Annotated in this window: 11 protein-coding genes and 1 pseudogene; 5 read left to right on the top strand and 7 right to left on the bottom strand. The window is 71.0% G+C overall.

The window, feature by feature from the left end; genetic code table 11:
* The 4 genes from B1L11_RS30615 to B1L11_RS30600 form a co-directional block, all read left to right on the top strand.
* Positions 1 to 344: cellulose binding domain-containing protein (locus B1L11_RS30615; protein WP_179155397.1), on the top strand; the 344-nt coding region annotated here is incomplete at its 5' end.
* A 122-nt stretch (positions 345 to 466) separates the two neighbouring features.
* Positions 467 to 976 (top strand): HAD domain-containing protein, encoded by a 510-nt coding sequence (locus B1L11_RS30610; RefSeq protein ID WP_143737651.1) that lies wholly within the window; start codon positions 467 to 469, stop codon positions 974 to 976.
* A 199-nt stretch (positions 977 to 1,175) separates the two neighbouring features.
* A complete protein-coding gene (locus tag B1L11_RS30605; RefSeq protein ID WP_256863030.1) occupies positions 1,176 to 1,940 on the top strand; it encodes a sulfotransferase in 765 nt (254 codons plus the stop codon).
* Positions 1,937 to 3,112, top strand: a complete 1,176-nt coding sequence (locus B1L11_RS30600) for a glycosyltransferase family 4 protein (RefSeq protein ID WP_079318878.1) — start codon at positions 1,937 to 1,939, stop codon at positions 3,110 to 3,112. The genes B1L11_RS30605 and B1L11_RS30600 overlap by 4 nt, the downstream gene beginning before the upstream one ends.
* Before the next feature lie 113 nt (positions 3,113 to 3,225).
* Here the strand turns inward: B1L11_RS30600 and B1L11_RS30595 are convergent, their stop codons facing one another.
* The 4 genes and pseudogenes from B1L11_RS30595 to B1L11_RS52345 all read right to left on the bottom strand — a co-directional run.
* Positions 3,226 to 5,979 (bottom strand): bifunctional YncE family protein/alkaline phosphatase family protein, encoded by a 2,754-nt coding sequence (locus B1L11_RS30595; RefSeq protein WP_079318877.1) that lies wholly within the window; start codon positions 5,977 to 5,979, stop codon positions 3,226 to 3,228.
* A 3-nt stretch (positions 5,980 to 5,982) separates the two neighbouring features.
* Positions 5,983 to 7,338: an ABC transporter permease gene (locus B1L11_RS30590; protein ID WP_079318876.1), complete on the bottom strand. Its 1,356-nt coding sequence runs from the start codon at positions 7,336 to 7,338 to the stop codon at positions 5,983 to 5,985.
* Complete coding sequence (locus B1L11_RS30585) at positions 7,338 to 8,255, bottom strand: ABC transporter ATP-binding protein (protein WP_256863029.1); 918 nt, start codon at positions 8,253 to 8,255, stop codon at positions 7,338 to 7,340. Before B1L11_RS30585 ends, B1L11_RS30590 begins: the two co-directional genes overlap by 1 nt.
* Positions 8,256 to 8,626: 371 nt before the next feature.
* Positions 8,627 to 8,914, bottom strand: a pseudogene (locus B1L11_RS52345) (transcriptional regulator); the annotation flags it as partial.
* Between the two features lie 721 nt (positions 8,915 to 9,635).
* On the opposite strand from B1L11_RS52345, the gene B1L11_RS30575 reads away from it, so the two are divergent.
* On the top strand, positions 9,636 to 10,892 hold the full coding sequence (locus tag B1L11_RS30575) for an MFS transporter (protein ID WP_256863028.1): 1,257 nt from the start codon (positions 9,636 to 9,638) through the stop codon (positions 10,890 to 10,892).
* On the opposite strand, the gene B1L11_RS30570 is transcribed toward B1L11_RS30575, so the two are convergent.
* The 3 genes from B1L11_RS30570 to B1L11_RS30560 form a co-directional block, all read right to left on the bottom strand.
* On the bottom strand, positions 10,871 to 16,885 hold the full coding sequence (locus B1L11_RS30570) for a ThuA domain-containing protein (protein ID WP_179155396.1): 6,015 nt from the start codon (positions 16,883 to 16,885) through the stop codon (positions 10,871 to 10,873). The genes B1L11_RS30575 and B1L11_RS30570 overlap by 22 nt on opposite strands.
* Positions 16,886 to 16,981: 96 nt before the next feature.
* On the bottom strand, positions 16,982 to 17,845 hold the full coding sequence (locus tag B1L11_RS30565) for a sugar phosphate isomerase/epimerase (RefSeq protein WP_079318869.1): 864 nt from the start codon (positions 17,843 to 17,845) through the stop codon (positions 16,982 to 16,984).
* Positions 17,842 to 19,041: a substrate-binding domain-containing protein gene (locus B1L11_RS30560; RefSeq protein WP_079318867.1), complete on the bottom strand. Its 1,200-nt coding sequence runs from the start codon at positions 19,039 to 19,041 to the stop codon at positions 17,842 to 17,844. The genes B1L11_RS30565 and B1L11_RS30560 overlap by 4 nt, the downstream gene beginning before the upstream one ends.
* Positions 19,042 to 19,044: the final 3 nt, after the last annotated feature.

The following is a 19,044-nucleotide window of genomic DNA, read 5'->3' as shown; positions in this document are numbered from 1 at the left end:
CGCCCCACCGCCACCGCCCCGGTCAGCCCCGTCGCCCGGCCACCTCGCCGCAGCCGGGCGGGTGCAGCGCGACGATGCGTACGATCAACTCCTGGCCCGGCGGCTTCCAGTCCGAGGTCACGGTCAGCGCCGGCAGCTCGGCGGTCAACGGCTGGACCGTGAACTGGACCTGGCCCGGCGGGCAGAGCATCAGCAGCCTGTGGAACGGCACGCAGAGCGTGTCCGGCTCCAGCGTGACCGTCCGCAACGCGCCCTACAACGGCTCCATCGCGGCCGGCTCGTCCACCACCTTCGGCTTCACCGCCAACGGCAGCGCGGCCACCCCGTCGGTCACCTGCAGCTGATCCCTTACCCCTGACGAAACCGGATCCGGTTCGGACGATGTCCGGCCGGGTCCGGTTTCGCGTTGTCGCACCTGCGCGTTCGGGGTGGAGGAGCGGACCCGGACGGCGGGATGATGGCCGTGATGGACGGGACGCTGCTGCTGCTGGACGTCGACGGGGTGCTCAACCCCGCGCGGCGCTCCTCGCCGCGCTTCCGCCGCTTCGAATGCGTGGCGGAGGGCGAGTGGTTCCGCCTGCTGCTCGATCCCCGGCACGGCGCCAAGCTGACCGCGCTGCGCCGGGAGACCGGCGCGGCGCTGACCTGGGCGACGACCTGGGGCGAGCGCGCCAACGAGGAGATCGGCCCCAGGATCGGGCTGCCCCCGCTGCCGGTGATCCCGATCGACGGCGACCCACCCCGCCCGCCCGGCGTGAACATCAAGACCTGGCACGTCGCCGAGTACGTCCGGGGCCGGCCGTTCGTGTGGTTCGACGACGATCTCGGCCCGGCCGATCTGGAGTTTCTGCGCGGCCATCCGGGCGTCGGCGAGTTCCTGGTGGTGGCCGTCGACCCCAGGGACGGGCTGGGCGACGCCCACCTGGACGCGGCCCGCCGATGGCTGACCGCGCGGCGGCCGCAAGCCACCTGGTGAGACATGGCGGGGTCACAGGTGAGCAGGGGGTGGATTCTCAGGGATTTCCCCGGAAGCCCCGGTAATCTCGCGGGCCATGACATGGCAGCGGAGGATCAACGGCGCACTCGTAAAATTCACAGGAGTCCAGCTCACCCGCGTCCGGCCCGCCGCCCAGTCCTCGCCCGCCGGCCCCGCCCCGGCTCCGGCGCCGGAGGAAATGGTGCGTCCTCCCGCCGACCCTCGCACCGACCGCCTTCTGGTCGCGCCGGTGTTCATCATGTCCCCGGTGCGGTCGGGCTCCACCCTGCTGCGGTCGGTCCTGAACGCCCACCCCGAACTGCACGCCCCGCACGAGCTGCACGTCAGGCGGCTGACCGTCGGGTTCGGCACGCCACTGGCCCGCAAGGCAATGGAGGCGCTCGGTCACAACCAGGCCGACCTGGAGCACATGCTGTGGGACCGGGTGCTCCACCGCGAACTCGTGCGGGGCGGCAAGCGGACCATCGTGGACAAGACCCCCGCCAACGCCTTCGCGTACGCCCGGATCTCCGCCTGCTGGCCCGACGCCCGCTACGTCTTCCTGCTGCGCCATCCCGCCTCCATCGCCGCCTCGTGGTATGAGGCCGACCCCGTCAAGCGCACCCGGGAGGAGGCCGCCGCCGACGCGCTGCGCTACATGAAGGCGGTGCAGCGGGCCAGGAAGGCGCTCACCGGCCTGACCGTGCGGTACGAGGACCTGACCGCCGAGCCGGAGAAGACGACCCGCGCCATCTGCGACTTTCTCGAGGTGGAGTGGGAGCCCGGAATGCTGGCGTACGGCGAGCAGAAGGTGGTGCAGAAGGGCCTGGGCGACTGGAGCGACAAGATCCGGTCGGGCACCGTGCAGCCGGGACGCGACCTGCCCGGGCCGGACGAGATACCCGACCTGCTCAAACCCATCTGCCGCAGCTGGGGCTACCTCCCGAAGGAGGAGGTCCGATGAGGATCCGTTACCTGCTCCTGCACGCCTACGGCATGGGCGGCACGATCCGCACCGTGGTCAACCAGGCGAACGCGATGGCCGCGCTGGGCCACGAGGTGGAGATCGTCAGCGTGGTGCGCCGCCGTGACGAGCCGCAGTTCCGCCTGCATCCCGACGTCGCGCTCACCACACTCGTGGACCAGCGGACCGGCGTACAGGCCGACTCCCTCGGCCGGCGCGTGTGGCGGCGGCTGCGCGGCAAGATCGTGCCGTACGGCGAGTTCGCCGCGGGCTACTTCACCGAGCGGGTCGAGAAGGCGGTCATCGACTACGTCGCCTCGGTGGACGACGGGGTCCTCGTCACCACGCGCCCGGCGCTGAACCTCATCTCCGCGCGCCGCGCCTCCGGGAACGTCGTGCGGGTGGCGCAGGAGCACATGAACCTCGGCACCTATCCCGGCGCGCTGCGCGAGGAGATCGTCCGGCACTACGGCGCGTTCGACGCGATCGCCGTGCTGACGGCCGGCGACCGGCGTGAGTACGAGCGCGCGCTGCCCGGCACGAGGATCGTGCGGATCCCGAACGCGGTGCACGCGGTGAACCAGGTGCCGTCCCGGCAGGAGCACCCCGTCGTGGTCGCCGCCGGCCGCCTGGTCAGGCAGAAGGGCTTCGACCTGCTGCTCCCGGCGTTCGCCCAGGTGGTGAAGGAGCATCCGGAGTGGCGCCTGCGCGTCTTCGGCACCGGCCCGAGGAAGGCCGCCCTGCGCGCGCTGATCCGTGAGCACGGCCTGTCCGCGCACGTGACGTTGATGGGCCGCACCAACCGCCTCGACGACGAACTCGCCCGGGCCTCGATCTACGCACTGAGCAGCCGCTTCGAAGGCCTGCCGATGGTCATGATCGAGGCGATGACCCACGCGCTGCCGATCGTGGCCTTCGACTGCCCGACCGGCCCCCGTGACGTGCTCACCGACGGGACCGACGGCGTCCTGGTGCCCTGTGAGGACGTGGACGCCCTCGCCGCGGCGCTCAACCGGCTCATCGCCGACCGCGACCTCCGGCTGCGCATGGGCGCCGCCGCGGCGGCCACCGCCAGGGAGTACGCCCCGGAGAACGTCATGCCGCAGTGGGAGAACCTGTTCACCGAACTTCTCCAGGCCAAGACGGGCAGCGACGCGCGGGCGCGGCGGTGACGCGGCTCGCGCGGACGTGTCGCCCGGCCGGCCTGCCGCCCGTGCGGGGGACGGAAGAGGCCCCTGGCCGGCGGTGACGCCGGTCAAGGGCCCTTCCGTCTGATCAGCCCGCGTCAGCCGTCGTTGTCCGACGACGGGATGTAGGCGCCCGGCACCTGGTCCGGCGCGTAGATCTCGTCGTCACCCGGGTAGGGCTTCTTGTAGTCGTGCGCCTCGTACCACGAGAAGCGATTCATCTGCTCGGGGTTCCCGGAGTCGGCCCTGGCGTTGGGCCCGTTGAACGACTGGTGCGACTTCCAGGCGCCCCACTTCGTCGCGATCTCCTGCTTGTCCTTGGGCACCTTCGCCGACGGCGCCGCCGCAGCAGCCGAGTTCTGCGGCGCCGGGGTGTCCGCACCGCAGGACGGCAGGTTGGAGCCCGACAGGCCCAGCGTCAGCGACGTGCGGTTCGGCAGGGCGGTGAACGGCGTGTAGTCGGGCTTGCCGGTGAAGGCCGCGGCCATCGGGGTGGCGGCGCTGTCCTTCTGGTTCATCGGCTGGATCCCGAGGATCTGCTCGATTGTGCGGATCATGGTGATCTGGGTGTAGTAGTGGCTGTCCACGGTGCCGTGCTTGGCCCAGGGGCTGATGATCTGGATCGGGGCACGGTGGCCGTCGACGTGGTCGAGGCCGTTCTGGGAGTCGTCCTCGACGACGAAGATCGCGGAGTCCTTCCAGTATTTGCTGTGCGAGATGGTGTCGACGATCTTGCCGACGGCCAGGTCGTTGTCGGCGACCTGGGCGGCCCCGTTCGGCGGGCCGCCGGTGTGGTCGCTGGAGAGCCAGAACATGTTCAGGTTCGCCGGCCCGTTGGCCGCGAAGTCACGCTTCCAGATCTCGTACCGGTAGATGTCCGGGACGCTGGTGTCGAACTTCGGGAAGCCGTGCACCGACACGTCGTTGAGCGATGGGATCGGCGAGGACGAGTTCAGGGTGTAGGCGGTGTCCTGGCCGGTCGCCTCCATGTTCCTGGTGTCGCAGTACAGGTTCTGCCAGGTCGCGCCGGACGGCTTGGTCAGGAACTGGTGGAACTCGCCGAAGTTTCGCACGGTCTTGCCCGCCGCCTGCGCGCCGGTCCACAGGAAGCCGGTCCGCTGGTGGCCGAGAGCGTCGTCCTCGGTGTCGTAGCTGCGCAGGTACTCGCCGGCCGAGGACTCGGTGTACTCCGGGTTGTCGGCCTGCATCAGCCAGTTGTGGCCCTCGGCCGAGTTGGTGCCGATGTCGTAGGTGTTGTCGTACAGGCCGAACTGACGCGCCAGCGCGTGCTGGTTCGGCGTCACGTTCTCGCCGTACTGGGCCAGCGACGGGTCGCCGTTGCCCTGCGGCATGTCACCGAAGACCTGGTCGTAGGTCCGGTTCTCCTTGACGATCAGGAAGACGTGCTTGATCGTCGAGGGGTCGCCGAGACGCTTCGGAACCGGCACTGCCTTCTGCTTGTTGCCCTCGGCCTTCTTGACGTCGTTCTTGCCCCAGCCGTTCTGCGCGAAGACCCGGGCCGTGTACTTCGCGATCTCCTTGTCGTCCGGCAGTGTGAACCGCTGCAGGCTCGACGTCGTGTCGTGGGTGCCGTGCCCGGCGCTGCTCGTGGGGCGGCGGGCGTCGATGCCACGGGTGTTGGAGACCAGCACGTCGTCACCGACGGTGGTGATCTCCGCGGGGAAGTAGTCCGTCGGGAGCAGGCCGACGTAGCCGACCGGCTCCTGCGGCGTCGTGTAACGGTAGACGGCGACCGCGTTGGCGCGGCCGAGCGTCACCAGCAGGTGCCCGTCGTCGGTGAGCGTCACCGCGTCGGGCTCGTAACCCACCGAGGCCTCCGGCCACGGCTGGGTCGCGATGGTCTGGACGACCTTGTCGCTGGAGGTGTCGATGACCGACACGTCGTTGGTGGCGGTGTTGGTGACGAACAGCGCGCCGTTCTTGGCGTACAGGGCGGTCGGGTGCAGGCCGACGTCGATGCTCGCGGGGGCGGCGGCAGGGTTCGCCAGGTCGATGACGCTGACCGTGCCGGTGGTGGTGGCGCCGGTGTCCGGGTCGGCCGGCACCTGGGTGCCGTACGAGTTGATCGTCGTCTCGCCGGGCTTCGCCGGGCGCCCGCCCTCGTTGCTCACGTAGAGCTTGGTCCCGACCACGACCATGTCGCGAGGGGCGTTGCCCACGGCCCAGCTCTGCCGGATGGCCCCGGTCGCCGCGTCGATGGCGACCACGCGGTTCTGGCCGTTCACGGCGGCGTACACGGTCGTCCCGTCGGCGGAGAACACCGGCTCACCCACCAGAGCGCGCTTCGAGCCCTGTGCGGCGATGGTGACGTTCGTCGGGTTGGCGAGGCTGCCGTCGGGGTTCACGGTGAACCTGGTGTAGCCGTCGGCCCGGCCCAGCCACAGCTGCGAACCGTCCGGCGAATACGTCGGGCCTTCCTGGCCCACGTCGTTGCCGCTGATGCGCAGGTTCGCCGCCGCGTTGTTGCCGACGAGCTGCTGCACCTTCCAGTTCTTCAGGTCGACGATGACGAGCGCCATGCCGCCGTCGGTGACCGAGGCCGCGAGGTGGGTGCCGTCCGGGCTGACCGAGGACGACATGATCTTGCCGTTGTTGATGACGAGGCGCTCGCCGATGGGGTCGATGTACTGGTCACTCGACACGACCAGGCCCTTGTCGGTGGTCTGGCCGACCTGCTGGGTGCCGAATCCGTCGGTGGACGCGTAGGCGATGCCGCCGCCGGCGACGACGAGGGTTGCGGTGGCGGCCGCGAGGAGGCGGGTCCGCCGGCCGGTGCGTCCGTTGAGGAGCCCGAGCGGGACCTTCGTGACGCGCTGGCGCGTGACGTGCATGGATCATTCCTTAGGGGTGCTTGCGAGCAGGTCGACGTTCCCGTCGAACTGCCACAGGGGGTTGGGTGCGTCCCCGGCCGGGGTGCGCACCTGGAAGTAGCCGTTCACCTCCTTGGGTCCGTCTCCGTCGGCGACGTACCGCCCGTCCGCGGTGACGTCGAGCTGGTAGATGGCGGAGCCGACGGCGGTCGCGCCGGGGAGGCGCCAGGACACGACACACCGCCAGTCGTTGCCCGGTCCCCGGTCGGGGACCGGGGAGCCGCCCTTGTCGCAGGACGCGGACGCCCCGAGCTGGGCCTCGGTGACGTCGGGGCGATGGAGCTCCCGCGTCTGCAGCCGGTAGAGATGGGCGTACGCCGTGGCGAGCGAGTCCTGCAGCTTCCCCTTCTCGATCCCCGAGCCCGTGGCCGGGGCCGCGACGGCGATCACGCCCACGGTGAGGACGACCAGTGCGGCCAGCGGCAGGATCGCCGCCACGACGACCCGCCGGCCCGACCCGTCGTACGCCAGGTCGGTGAAGTCGCGGCGCAGGAACAGCCGGTAGGCCAGCGTGGTGGCGGTGACCGCCCACACCAGGCTCACCGCGAGGCCGATGAGGAGGGGGCCCACCTGCGCCGGGCTGGTGAACAGCCCGCGCCAGGCGAGGAAGGCGCCGTTCGGCAGGGCCATCCGCACCGCCACCGGCAGCGGGAGGAGCTGGGCGAGCTGCAGCACCAGGGCGAGCAGTGCGGGCATCAGCAGGCCCATCGGCGAGCGGCCCAGGGCCACCGAGCCGAGGAGCCCGACGGCGGCGAACGCCACCGTCGGCGCCAGCACGCACACCCAGGCGAGCATAACCGTGGCGGCGGCGTCCGCCGGGGCGAGGAGATGGCCGTCCAGGCCGGCGAGCGGCCGGTTTCCGGCCGCGGCCAGGCCGCCGACAATGCCCGACGCGGCCAGCCCGGCCACCAGCAGCAGGAGCACGGTCAGGCTGGCGAGGCCCTTCGCCACGAAGATCCGCTTCGGCGAGCGCACCGCCACGAGGAGGTGGCGCCAGGTGCCCAGCCGGTCCTCGGCCGCGAAGACGTCGCCGGCGACCAGCGCCGTCAGCAGCGGGAGCGCCCAGCTGCACGAGAAGTCCAGCACGACCAGCGCCCCCGCCCAGCCGGTCGCGTTCATCCAGCGGCCGAACACCGTGTCGGCGGGGAGCGAGCTCTGCAGGCTCACGGCGGCCACGAAGGCCGCCGGGGCGATCCAGCAGGCGAGCAGCAACAGGCGGATGCGCCACTGGGAGAGCAGCTTGACCAACTCGAACCGGTAGCCGGGCAGCACGGGCGCCGGCCGGGCGCCGGCCCGGGGCCGGGTGGCGGTCGCGGTCATCACAGGTCCTCCCGATCGGCCTTCGTGGGTACGGTGCCGGTCCCGGTCAGGGTCAGGAACGCGGCCTCGAGCGGCGTCACCACGGGTGCCAGCTCCCGGAGCGCCACACCGGCTCGCACCAGCCGTACGACCAGCTCGTCGATGGCCGGCACGGGCCCGCGGACCACGAGTACGTCGGTGTCGGGTCGCCCCGCGGGGTCGCGGCCGGGCGCGACGCGGAGCCCGGGCGTCTGCGACGCCAGCCGGTGGGCGGCCACGGGGTCGGAGGTGAGCAGCCGGTAGTCGAGCTCGCCGCTCTCGGCGGCGAGTTTGCTCACCGGACCGGAGAAGACGACCCGTCCGGCGGCGAGGATGGTCACCTCGGAGCACAGCGCGGCGAGGTCGTCCATCCGGTGGCTGGAGAGGACCACCGCGGTCCCGTCCGCGGCGAGCCCGGTGATGACGCGGTGCACGTGGTGCTTGCCCGCGGGGTCCAGGCCGTTGGCCGGCTCGTCGAGGACGAGCAGGCGCGGCTTGGTGAGCAGCGCGGCGGCCAGCCCGAGCCGCTGGCGCATCCCCAGCGAGAACCCCCGCACACGGTCGTCGGCGACGTCGGTGAGCCCGACCTGCTCAAGCGCGTCGTCGACGCCTGTGGCGCCACCGGTGTCGTACCGGGCCAGTGCGGCCAGGGCCGAGAGGTTCTGGCGCGCGGTGAGCGAGGGATAGAGCCCGGGTCCGTCCACGAAGCCCGCGACGCCGTCGGGGACGGCGAGCGTGCGCCCGACCGGCGTACCGAGGATCTCGAGGCGTCCGCCGTCCGCGACCGCCAAGCCCAGCAGCAGGCCGAGGAGCGTCGTCTTGCCCGCGCCGTTCGGGCCGACCAGGCCGTGGACCTGCCCGCGTGCCACGTCGAGGTCGACGCCGTCGAGTGCGACCACGTCACCGAATGACTTCGTGATTCCGCGGGCCCGGACGGCCGGGCTCCCGTGCATGTCGCCTTTTCGCATCCCTGTCCTTCCTCGGCAGCCGGCGCCCGGTCGCGGATTCGGCGATCGGTGCGGCAGCGGAGAAAGTTAGCCACGCTAAGGACGCGGCAGGGTGTGCATCGCGACAACGAAGGGTTTATGCCGCGTGAACAGACATCGCGATCTATTTGGTCATGTTCGTTCTGATTCCTCCGCCGAGACGGCGCGCGCGGATGGCCCGCGCCGGTCAGCGTGTCGCCCAGGGAACTGCGCCGGTAAAGGACCTGCCGCCCGTCGCGGGCCCGGGTGACCAGGCCCGTGGCGTACAGCACGCGCAGGTGCTGGGACACGGCGCTCGGGGTGACCCTGAGACGGCGCGCGATCTCGACGGTGGGCAGCGGCTCGCCGAGGAGGCCGAGCAGCCTCGCCCTCGGCGCGCCGAGAAGCGACACGAGAGCGGTCTCGTCCGCGACGGGCGCCGGGGTCCAGAGCGTCGCCACGCCACGGCTGGGATAGACCAGCGTGGGAGGCTCCTCCGGGACGACCGGGGGCGCGGGCTTGTGCGCGAACACGGAGGGCACGAGCAGCAGCCCCACGCCCCGGCCGCCGCGACCCCGGAAGCTGCTGATCATCTTGTCGACGTGCAGCACGCCGTCGTCCCAGCGCAGGTTCGGGTGCATGCCCGCGAACAGCAGGCGGGCGCCTCCCACGGCCAGTTGCCGCGCCCGGTAGGTCATGTCGGCCTCCAGCACCAGCCGCATCTGCGGCCACATCGGCCTGACCGCGATCTCCCAGTAGCGCGCCAGGAGATCGCAGACGGCGTCCCGGAGCCGTACGACCGGCGCGTCGTCGGTGGCGGCGGCGTCGCGCAGCGGCTCGGGGAGCGGAGCCGGCGCGTGCGTGACCGCCAGGTCGCGGCGGACCAACTCGGGAGGGGTCCGGCGCACCACCGCCAGTTCCTCGTCGAAGCCCGGGGCGAAGACCTCGGGCCTCGGGGTCAGGAAATCGGGAAGGGTGAACCTCTCCGCCACCAAGGACATCAGCAGGTCCGTGTCGAGCGTGCCGAGCCTGCCGATGACGGATCTGCGCCACGGGAGATGCACGGCGGACAGGCCCGGGTCGCGCAGCACCCGCAGGCTGAGCACCGTCTCGGTCAGGGGCGAGAGGGCGAACCTCGTGTCCGCGAGATCCTCGACGCCGAGCTCAAAGCTGATCATTAAGCCATACGCTACATCGATTGGCGGCGGAAGGCCCGTGGCGTGGACTTCGGTCCATGACCCACGCATTCGTCGTCGTGAGCGACATGACCGGACAGCGCCGGGGTGAGTCGGTGGTCGGGGCATGAGCCGCCGGATGCTCGCGATCCTGGCCCTCACCTGCGCGGTGGCCGTGGGCAACATCTACTTCCCGCAGGCGATCGCGCCGCTGGTCGCCGCCGGGCTGCACCTGCCTCCCGACGCGGGCGCCCTGGTGGTGACCGCCACCCAGGCCGGCTACACGGCCGGGATCGTCCTGCTGGTGCCGCTCGGCGACCGTTTCCCGCACCGCCCGTTCCTCGTGATCCTGCTCGCCCTCACCGGCCTCGGCCTGCTCGCCGCGGGCTGCGCGCCGGCTCTGCCGCCGCTCGTCGCCGCCGCCGCGCTGGTCGGGCTCACCACCGTGGCCGCGCAGGTCGTCGGCCCCCTGGCCACCGGTCTGGTGGCGGCCGACCGCCGGGGAGCGGTGCTCGGCACGCTGCTGAGCGGATCGACCGGCGGCATGCTGCTGGCCCGCACCTTCAGCGGGACCCTCGGCGAATGGCTGGGCTGGCGGGCTCCGTACCTGGTGGCCGCGGCGCTGACGCTGCTCCTCGCGGCGGGCCTGGCCGTCACGGTGCCGGACACGGCCGCGTCCACCCGCCGGCGTTACCCGGCCCTCCTGGCCGAACCGCTGCGCCTGCTGCGCGCCGAGCCCGAGTTGCGCCGCTCCTGCGTCTACCAGGCGGCCGTCTTCGCCGGGTTCTCGGCCGTCTGGACCTGCCTGGCGCTCCTGCTCACCGGCCCGGCGTACGGCCTGGGCGCGCAGGCCGTCGGGATGCTCGCCCTGGTCGGCGCGGCGACCATGCTGTGCACTCCCGTCGCCGGCCGCATGGTCGATCGGGTGGGGCCGGATCCGGTGAACCTCGTCTGCATGCTCGGGGTCCTCCTCTCGGCGGCGGTCCTGGCCGCCGGGTCGCTGGGCGGCACGGCGGGCCTGGCCGCGCTGACCCTCGGCACGCTGCTGCTCGACGTCGCGATGCAGTGCGGCATGGTCGCCAACCAGGCCCGGGTCTACGCCCTGCGGCCCGACGCCCGCGGCAGGCTCAACACCGCCTACATGACCTGTGCCTACCTCGGCGGCAGCGCGGGATCCTGGCTCGGGATCCGCGTCTGGGACGCGGCCGGCTGGTGGGGCGTGTGCGCGCTCGTCGCGCTGCTCGCCGCGCTCGCCCTGGCCCGCCACCTCCTGGCGCGTGCGCGGTGCCGCCCCAGAAGACCAAATGCCGGAGCACGCGGGGCGTGCTCGGCACCGGTCGGGAGCCGGCCGGCACCGGCTCCCCGTCCATCTACTCACAGGCGGGCGCGCAGGTAGGCACCGGCCGCGAGCAGTTGCGCGCGGACCGACTCGTCGGTGGCGGTACGAGCCGCCGCCGTGAACCGGTCCAGGGCAGCCTTGGCCTGGTCCGTCCGGCCTGCCGCCGACGTGGCCTTGGCCGCTTGGAGCTGGCCGAACAGGCGGTCGGCGAGCTCGTCGCCGAGCAGACCCTCCGCCTGGTACCGCCGCACCAGCGCCTGGGTCTTGTCGTAGGTGGCGACGACCTCGAAGGCGACCCTCACCTCCGTGTCGTTGCCGGCCAGGTCGGTCGCCACGACGGTCAGCTTGTGACCCCCCGCCGTGGGCTCGGCACCCGCACCGCTCTCGATCGCCACCCCGTCCAGGCGGAGGGCCACCGAGTCGACGCCCGACGTGGCGTCCCGCGCCGTGGCGGCGATCGGCAGCGAGGTGCCGACGTCGTACTTGCCGTCCTTCGCCACGCCGTCCACGCTCACGACCGGGGCCGTGGTGTCGACGCGCAGGGACACCGCTGCCGGCGCGGAGACGTTGCCGGCCTCGTCGATCGCCCGGAACCGCAGCTCCCGCAGGCCGTCCTCGGTCACCCGGACCGGCTCGCGGTACTGGGTCCAGGCGCCGTCGCCCTGGGCGAACTCGATGCGCACCGGGCCGTCGCGGTCGTCGCTCGCCGACGCGGTGACCGTCGCCGGCGAGGTGTACCAGCCACGCCGGCCGTTCGGCTGCGCCGGATCGACCGACACGGTCAGGCTCGGCGCCGTCGTGTCGAGGACCCGGAAGTAGTCGAACGCGACCGTGACCGGCTGCGTCTGCTCCGGGCCTATCGCCATCAGGCCGAACGAGGTCATCGCGGCGTCGTTGGTGACCGGCTGGCCGAGTGAGGTCCAGTTGACCCCCCCGTCGCTGATCTGGGCCGAGTAGGTGTTCCCACTCCGGCTCAGCCGCAGGTAGTACCAGCCGCTCTCGGACGAGTCCGCGATGTCGATCGACCGGTTGCCGCCGTTGCCGAACTGCGCGTTGCGTTCCGAAACCAGCTCGGCACGCAGGTTGGCCGGCGATCCGGCGTCATTGCCGGCGACGACGTCGAACTTCACGTAGTTGTCGTCGTTGTTGTAGACCAGGAAGCCGGCCAGCTGCCACTTGTGCAGCATCGTCGGCGTCAGCCTGGTCTCGATCGTCCAGTTGCCGGCGGCGACGTCCGCGGGGATCTTCTGCAGGATGAAGTTCCGCGGCGAGGCGTTGTCGGTGCCGTTGATGTCGCCCGGCTGGGTCTCGACGCGCAGCGCACCGCCGCTCACCGCGACCTTGGACGAGTCGTATCGCACCACCGAGTTCCACCGGCAGCCGTCGACAGCGCTGCCGTCGAACTCGTCGCCGGGCGCGCGGACACCGTCGTCCGTGCCGTCCGGCGTGATGGTGAAGTGGTCGAACACGGCGTTGACCCGCGCCGCCCCCGTGTCCCCGGCGGCCATGGGGCCGACGGTCGCGTTCGGGATGACGTTCGCGGAGCCGGCGAGCGCCGTCCAGGTCCGGCCGTCGGCGGAGTACGCCGCGGTCAGCTTCTGACCGTCGCTGACCAGCCGCAGGTGCGCGGTGGACGGGAAGTCCGCCGGCACGCCCACGTTGGCGTGCCAGGTCCGCGTGCCGCCGGCCTCGGTCTGGAATTCCATGATCCGACCGCCGGACGAGTTACGGGTGAACGCCAGCTTGACGTAGTCGTTGTCGGTGCCGTGCATGAGCAGACCGGCGTGCTGCCACTCGCGATCGTGTGGGATGGTCACCTTGGTGGTGATCGTCCACGGCCCGGTCTTGGCACGCTGGCCGACGTAGCTGATCGGCCCGGCGGCACCCTCGTTGATGTCACCGTTGGTGACCGGCAGCACCAGCCCGCCGTCGGCGACCCGTACGGGCAGGTTCGGCGCGTTCCGCACCGTGCTCCACCGGCTGGTGTTCAGCGCGTCACCGTCGAAGGTGTCCGAGCCGCGGATCGCGCAGATCGGCGAGGTCTCCGGCGGTGCCGGGTGGATGGCCCGGTCGACCAGCGAGAAGCCGCTGAACTTCACCTCGCTGGTGGCGGACGCGTTGTGCGCGGTGACCGCGAGGCCGACGTCCTGCGTGCCGGCCGCGCCGGGCAGCGTCACCGGGTCGCCGACCAGGGTGAACGACTTCCCGTCCTTGCTCCAGTACCCGTAGTACTTCCCTCCGTCCCGCACGATCCGCACCCAGGACGGATAGCTCGTCGTACTGGCGCCGGTGCTGGCGTCGAGCTGGCCGTTGCCGTCGGTGTCGCGCAGCCACTCGAACCCGAGGCCCGCCCGCATCGTCATCGCCGCGTAGCCGGGCGATACGCCGGGACGGGTGATGTCGTTGCGGACGATCAGGCCGGCCTTGGCGGAGTTGTTGGTGTTCGTCTGGCTCTCGATCTTCACCGTGGCGGTCCAGGTGTCGCCGGCCGCTGCCGGCAGGTACACCGAGCCGTACTGGTCGGTGCCCTGCCACATGTTCTCTCCGCCGGCCTTGACGATCCAGGTGTCCTGGTCCGGCCGATCGAAGCCGGCGGTGGTGTTGGCGTAGGTCTGCCAGGCGCCGAGGAGGTCGCCGACCTCGACCTGCACGACGCGGGACTTCGTGCGGTAACCCTTGTCGCTGGTCGCGACCGCGGTCAACTGGTAGCGCTTCTCGGCGGCGGCGTTCCAGGTCACCGAGTACGGCGCTGTGGTGTCGGTGCCGATCGACGTGCCGTCCACGAAGAACTCGACCTTGGTGATCTTGTTCTCGGCGTCGCTCGCGTCCGCGGTCACCTGGATCTCGCCCGGCTCCAGCTCGTCGGCCGGCGTCGGAGAGGTCACGGCGACCTTCGGCTTGCTCGTCGGTGAGACACCCTTGCCGTCGGCCTCGATGAAGTTCAGCCGCCGCTCACCCGCACCCGGGAACACCGCGTACAGGCTGAACGTCTCGCCGGGGTCGGACACGTCGACCGGGACGTCGACGTAGCCGCCGCTCGTGGTCGCCGGCACCTGCGCGGTGCCGAGCAGTTCACCGTCCGGCGCGCCCCGCCGCAGCTCGATCTTGCTTGCGCCGGCAGCCGACACGCGCAGGACCAGCCGGTCGACGTTGTGCAGGTTGACCGGGTCGTACGACGCCCAGGCGCCGTTCTGGCCGGAGATGGAGTTCGCGTGGCCCTCGATGTCCCGCGACGGGCCGACCGTCACGTTCGACGAGTCGTCGAAGAACTCCGCCTCCCGCTGCTTCGGGAACATCAGCGTGGTTTGCGAACCGGTCAGGCTCGGGGTGCCTCCCGCGCCGCCGGAGTCGGAGTACCGGCCGTCGAGCGCGTAGAAGACGTTCATGTCCTCGCCGTGCCCGCCGCCGAGGGCGGTTACCACCGAGCCGGTACGCCCGTGCAGCGGCTCGGCCGGGTGCGCGTGCTCGTCGTGGCCCATCGCCGGCTGGATCACCACGTCGGCGTCGTCGATCTTGGTGTCCTCGGCGTCGGTGACCGACAGGTCCCAGCTCACCTCGTCACCGAAGTCGAAGAACGCGCCGTTGGGCGGCAGGTTGAACTTCACCTCCGGCCGGGTGTTGCCGACCGTGATCGGCACCGTCGTCATCCCGGTCTTGCCGGCCGGGTCGGTCACCGTGAGCCGGGCGTTGTAGACGCCGTTCGCGGTGTAGGTGAAGGCCGGCTTCACCTCGGTCGAGTCGACGACGCCGTCGTCGGTGAAGTCCCACTCGTACCGCAGTTGCTCCTTCTCCGGGTCGGTGCTGGCCGAGCCGTCGAAGCGGACCGGCAGCGGCGCCTGGCCGGAGTCCGGCGAGGCGCTGATCTTCGCCGTGGGCGAACGCGAGCCGGAGATGTAGTCGATCCGGTACAGCCCCGAGTCCGGGTTGTCGCGGCCGAACCCGCCACCCCAGTCCAGCACGTACATCGAGCCCTCAGGACCGAACTTGGAGTCGATCGGCGCGAGGAACTGCTGCTGCGGCAGGAACGGATTGACCTTCTCGACCCCGCCCTTCCCGTTCGGGATGATCGAGTACATCTTGTTCCGCGACCACTCGTAGAAGAATGGCTTCCCCTCGTAGTACGCCGGGAACTTGGTGTCCGACTGCAGGTCCGGGTCGTAGTCGTAGAACGGGCCGCCCATCGGAGCCAGGCCGCCGCCCTGTGGGATGACCGACGGCACCGAGGACCGCTTGTAGCCGTACCACATCGTGGCCGGCTTGGCCGGCGGCAGCTCGGTCAGGCCGGTGTTGCGGATCGAGTCGTTGATCGGCTTGGCGCAGTCGAAGTACGGGCCGACTGTCACCGGGTTCGTCCGGTAGTCGACGTCGCGGAACGGCTCGTTGTTGCCCATGCACAGCGGCCAGCCGTAGAAGCCGGGCTCGGTGATGAGGTTCCACTCGGCGATACCGGCGGGGCCCCGGTTGTCCGGGTTGTCGTTGCTGTTGTCCGGCGAGTAGTCCGCCAGCCCGACGTCCCCGGTCTTGGGGTCGATCGAGAACCGGAACGGGTTGCGGAAGCCCATCGCATAGATCTCCGGCCGGGTCTTCGGCGTGCCCGGCGCGAACATGTTGCCCGCGGGGATGGAGTAGGTGCCGTCCGGCTCCGGGTGGATCCGCAGGAGCTTGCCCCGGAGGTCGTTGGTGTTGGCCGAGGTCGCCCGCGCGTCGTGGAAGGTTCCGTCCCGCTCGGACAGCGGTGCGTAGCCGCCGGACGGCTCGGAGTGCGGGTTCACGTCGTCGCCGACGCCCAGGTAGAGGTTCCCGCCCGGACCGAACGCGAGGCCGCCGCCGGTGTGACCGGGCTCGTCGGGGAGCCGGCGCGCCGGCACCTCGAGCAGGACCTTCTCCGTGGCGCGGTCGATCTGCGAGCCCTGCCCGACGGTGAGGCGGGACAGGCGGTTGACGAAGTTCGCCGGGTCGCTGTCGTTCGCACTCGCCGGTGAGTAGTAGATATAGAGGTAGCCGTTCTTGGCGAAGTCCGGGTCGAGCGCGATGCCGAGCAGCCCGTCCTCACCGCCGGAGTACACCGGGATCGTGATCGCCGTGGAGGTGGTCCTGGTCCGCGGGTCGTAGACGCGGATCTGGCCGCGCACCAGCTCGGTGAAGAACACCCGGCCGTCGGGCGCGACGTCCATGGCGTACGGGGCGCTGGTGTTCTGGTCCAGCGGGACCCGCTCGAAGTTGTCCCAGGTGGTGCCGCCGCAGTCGCCCTTCTCCATCCCGGCGGCCCACTTCACGCCACCCACGATGTGCTGCACCAGCGCCGCCTCGCCCGTGTAGTGGGCGCCGAAGTGACCCATGCCGGTCATCCAGGCGCGGCCGCCGTCGTACGGCTTGCACCAGGAGATCGGGTGGTCGTAGCCCATGGCGTTGCCGCCCGGGGCGTACGTCGTCTCGTCCATCGTGGCGAGCACGTGCGCGTTGCCGCGGACGTTGAGCGCGTAGTTGTACCACTCGTCCGCGCGTCCCCACCGCTGCGGCAGGTGCTTGGTGGACGGGTGGACCTGATCCTCCACCCGGACGGTGCCGGGCAGGCCGGGGCTGGTGCCGGTGGCGGCGTGACCGGGCATCAGCGTGCCGATCATGTTGTCCCACCACGCGTAGTTGCCACGCATGTCGGTGGCGTTGTGGATGGCGACGATGCCGTGGCCGGCCCGCATGTAGCGCTCCATGGCCGCCTTCTGGTCGGCGGTCCACGGGTCGCCCGAGGCCTGGAACATCACGAGCGCGTCGAAACGCGCGAGGTCCTCGTCGTTGAAGATGGACGAGTCCTCGGTGTGCTGCGAGGTGATGCCGGCGTCGGCGAAGGCGGCCTCCAGCACGGGAACGCCCTGCTCGATCGCCTCGGTGTGCCGGAACTGAGTGGTCTTCGTGAAGATCAGCACGTGGGCTTCATCCTGCGTGCCCTCGTGCGCGGTCGCCGGCGTCGAGCCCATCATGGTCAGCGCCAGCGCGCTGGCCACGGGCATCGCGAACCACCGTCCCCACCGGGGACGCCAGGTCACGTTCATGAGATGCGGTACCTCCATGACGCGAGGAACTACTGGGGGGTCGTGACCGTGCGGCGTGCCGGCGCCGTCGGGCTGGTGTTGAGTCGGCCGTCGGGTCTAGCGTCGGGTCCGGGGCATCACCCCTCGCAGGAACTCGAGTCCGTCCACGGCGATCGCGTCCTGGCTCACGGCGAGTGGGCGCCAGATGGAGGCGGCTGTCGCGATCGTCGCGTTCTCCGCCGTGAACGACTCGATACACAGCGGGCCGGCGTAGCCCGCGTCGTCGATCGCGGCGAGGATGGCCGGCCAGTCCAGGTGGCCGGCGCCGGGCGTACCGCGGTCGTTGCCGCACACCTGGACGTGCGCCACCCGGCCGGCGGCCGCGCGGATCGCCGCCGGGATGTCCGTCTCCTCGATGTTCTGGTGGTAGAGGTCCAGCGCGACGCCGCAGTGCGGTAGGTCACCGATCGCATCGAGGGTCTGGCCGATGGTGTTGAGCAGGCTCGTCTCGTAGCGGTTGAGCGGTTCGACGGCCACCGTCACGCCGGCCGCGCCCGCGTACTCGACCACGGGGGCGAGGCTGTCCCGCAGTTGCGCGTACGCGGAGGCCCGCTCGGCCGGTGACATCCGCCAGGTCCGGCCGACCGAGGCGTACGCCGGCCCGGCGATCACCGGCGACCCGACCGTCGCGGCGGCGTCCACCACGCCGAACAAATAGTCCTGGGTGGACCGGATGGTGGCCGGGTCGGCCGCGGCCAGCTCACGACCGGCCGGCATCACAAGGCATACGGTGGCGCCGAGACCGTGATCGGCGAGCACCTGGGCGGCCCGTCGCGGCTCCCAGTCGCCCAGGTTCTCCACCGGGAGTTCGAGCACATCGAAGCCCCACCCCGCGACCTTGGCCGCGAGGGCGCCCAGGGTCGCGTCGGTCAGCGGCGAGGTCCACACCCAGGTGTTGACCCCGAGCGGATGTCTGCTCACTTCCACGGCCCCGGGTAGCCCGGCATGTCCTCGCACCCGCACATCGCGTAGTGCAATGGCGGCATGTCCTGCTTGACGTAATCCTTGACCTTTTCGCCGGTGATCCGCGGCTGCGGCAGCACCCACTCCTTCGGCACCTGCTCGCCCTTGAGGACCTTCAGCGCCGCGATGATCGGAGTCCGCCACTGGTAGGTGGGATAGGTCGGCGCGACCGCGGTCAGGCCTTCGTCGGCCCACAGCCGCAGGAAGTCCTGCTGGTCCTCGCCGACGATGGCGGGCACATCGACCCCGGCGTCCTGGAACGCCTCCACGGCGGCGACGGCGGTGGCACCGGCGTCCATCCACACACCGTCGATCTGACCCTCGCGCTGGATGTAGTCCGTCACGATGCCCTTGGTCTTGGCCGCGTCGCCGTCGGTGAACTCCACGCCGACCACCTTGAGCCCACTGCCGGCGAAGATCTCGTTGGCGGCCGCCCACCGCTGCTCGAGCACGTCCACGCCCGGCAGGATGCGCAGAGCGAGGACCTTGCCGCCCGGCTTGACCTTCTCCTTCAGGAACTCCGCGCCGTCCGCCCCGAAGGCGAAGCCGCCGATGGGGTGGATGAAGGTGGCCTGGCAGTCGGTGTTGACGCCTCGGTCGAACACGATCACCGGCACGCCGGTCTTGCACGCCTGCTCGACGGCCGGCGTCAGCGTGGCGGTGGTGTTCGGCGAGATGATGATCGCGGAACAGTTCTGGCCGGACAGCGACTGGATGTCACTGATCTGCTTGTCGTCCTTCGCCTCCGCGTCCAGCACGGTGAACTTGGTGATCTCCGGGTGTAGCTTCACCTCCTGCTGCATGGTCTTGTAACCCACCTGCCGCCATGGGTTGTCCACTGAGGCATTGGAGAAGCAGAGGGTGTAGTTCCCGCCGGGCTTTGCGAACTTCGCGGTGTCGACCATTTCCGGCTGGAGCATCTGCTCCCACGGCTTGCCGTCCGGGCCTTCCGGCGTGGCGTTGCGGAACGCCAGCTGGCGGTCGTACTCGGCCTGGTCGAAGAACTTGGACTTGCTCGCGTCCGAACTGGGTGATCCCCCGCTCGAACTGGTCGATCCCCCGCTCGGGGCCGCCTTGTCGTCGGGTAGGTCGCTCGAGCACCCGGCGAGCGCGAGCGCGCCCGCCACGACCACTATGGCCCATTTCCTGGTCATTAT

This window comes from Microbispora sp. GKU 823 (assembly GCF_002027145.1).
Taxonomy (GTDB): Bacteria; Actinomycetota; Actinomycetes; order Streptosporangiales; family Streptosporangiaceae; genus Microbispora; species Microbispora siamensis.
Note: the sequence above shows the minus strand (reverse complement) of the source record. Positions and strands in the feature narration are given on the sequence as shown.

Bases quoted from the DNA above. Each gene is read 5' to 3' on its own strand.
- B1L11_RS30560 (WP_079318867.1), bottom strand. From the start codon at position 19,041: ATGACCAGGAAATGGGCCATAGTGGTCGTGGCGGGCGCGCTCGCGCTC.
- B1L11_RS30605 (WP_256863030.1), top strand. From the start codon at position 1,176: ATGGTGCGTCCTCCCGCCGACCCTCGCACCGACCGCCTTCTGGTCGCG.
- B1L11_RS30570 (WP_179155396.1), bottom strand. From the start codon at position 16,885: ATGAACGTGACCTGGCGTCCCCGGTGGGGACGGTGGTTCGCGATGCCC.
- B1L11_RS30595 (WP_079318877.1), bottom strand. From the start codon at position 5,979: ATGCACGTCACGCGCCAGCGCGTCACGAAGGTCCCGCTCGGGCTCCTC.
- B1L11_RS30575 (WP_256863028.1), top strand. From the start codon at position 9,636: ATGCTCGCGATCCTGGCCCTCACCTGCGCGGTGGCCGTGGGCAACATC.
- B1L11_RS30590 (WP_079318876.1), bottom strand. From the start codon at position 7,338: ATGACCGCGACCGCCACCCGGCCCCGGGCCGGCGCCCGGCCGGCGCCC.
- B1L11_RS30600 (WP_079318878.1), top strand. From the start codon at position 1,937: ATGAGGATCCGTTACCTGCTCCTGCACGCCTACGGCATGGGCGGCACG.
- B1L11_RS30610 (WP_143737651.1), top strand. From the start codon at position 467: ATGGACGGGACGCTGCTGCTGCTGGACGTCGACGGGGTGCTCAACCCC.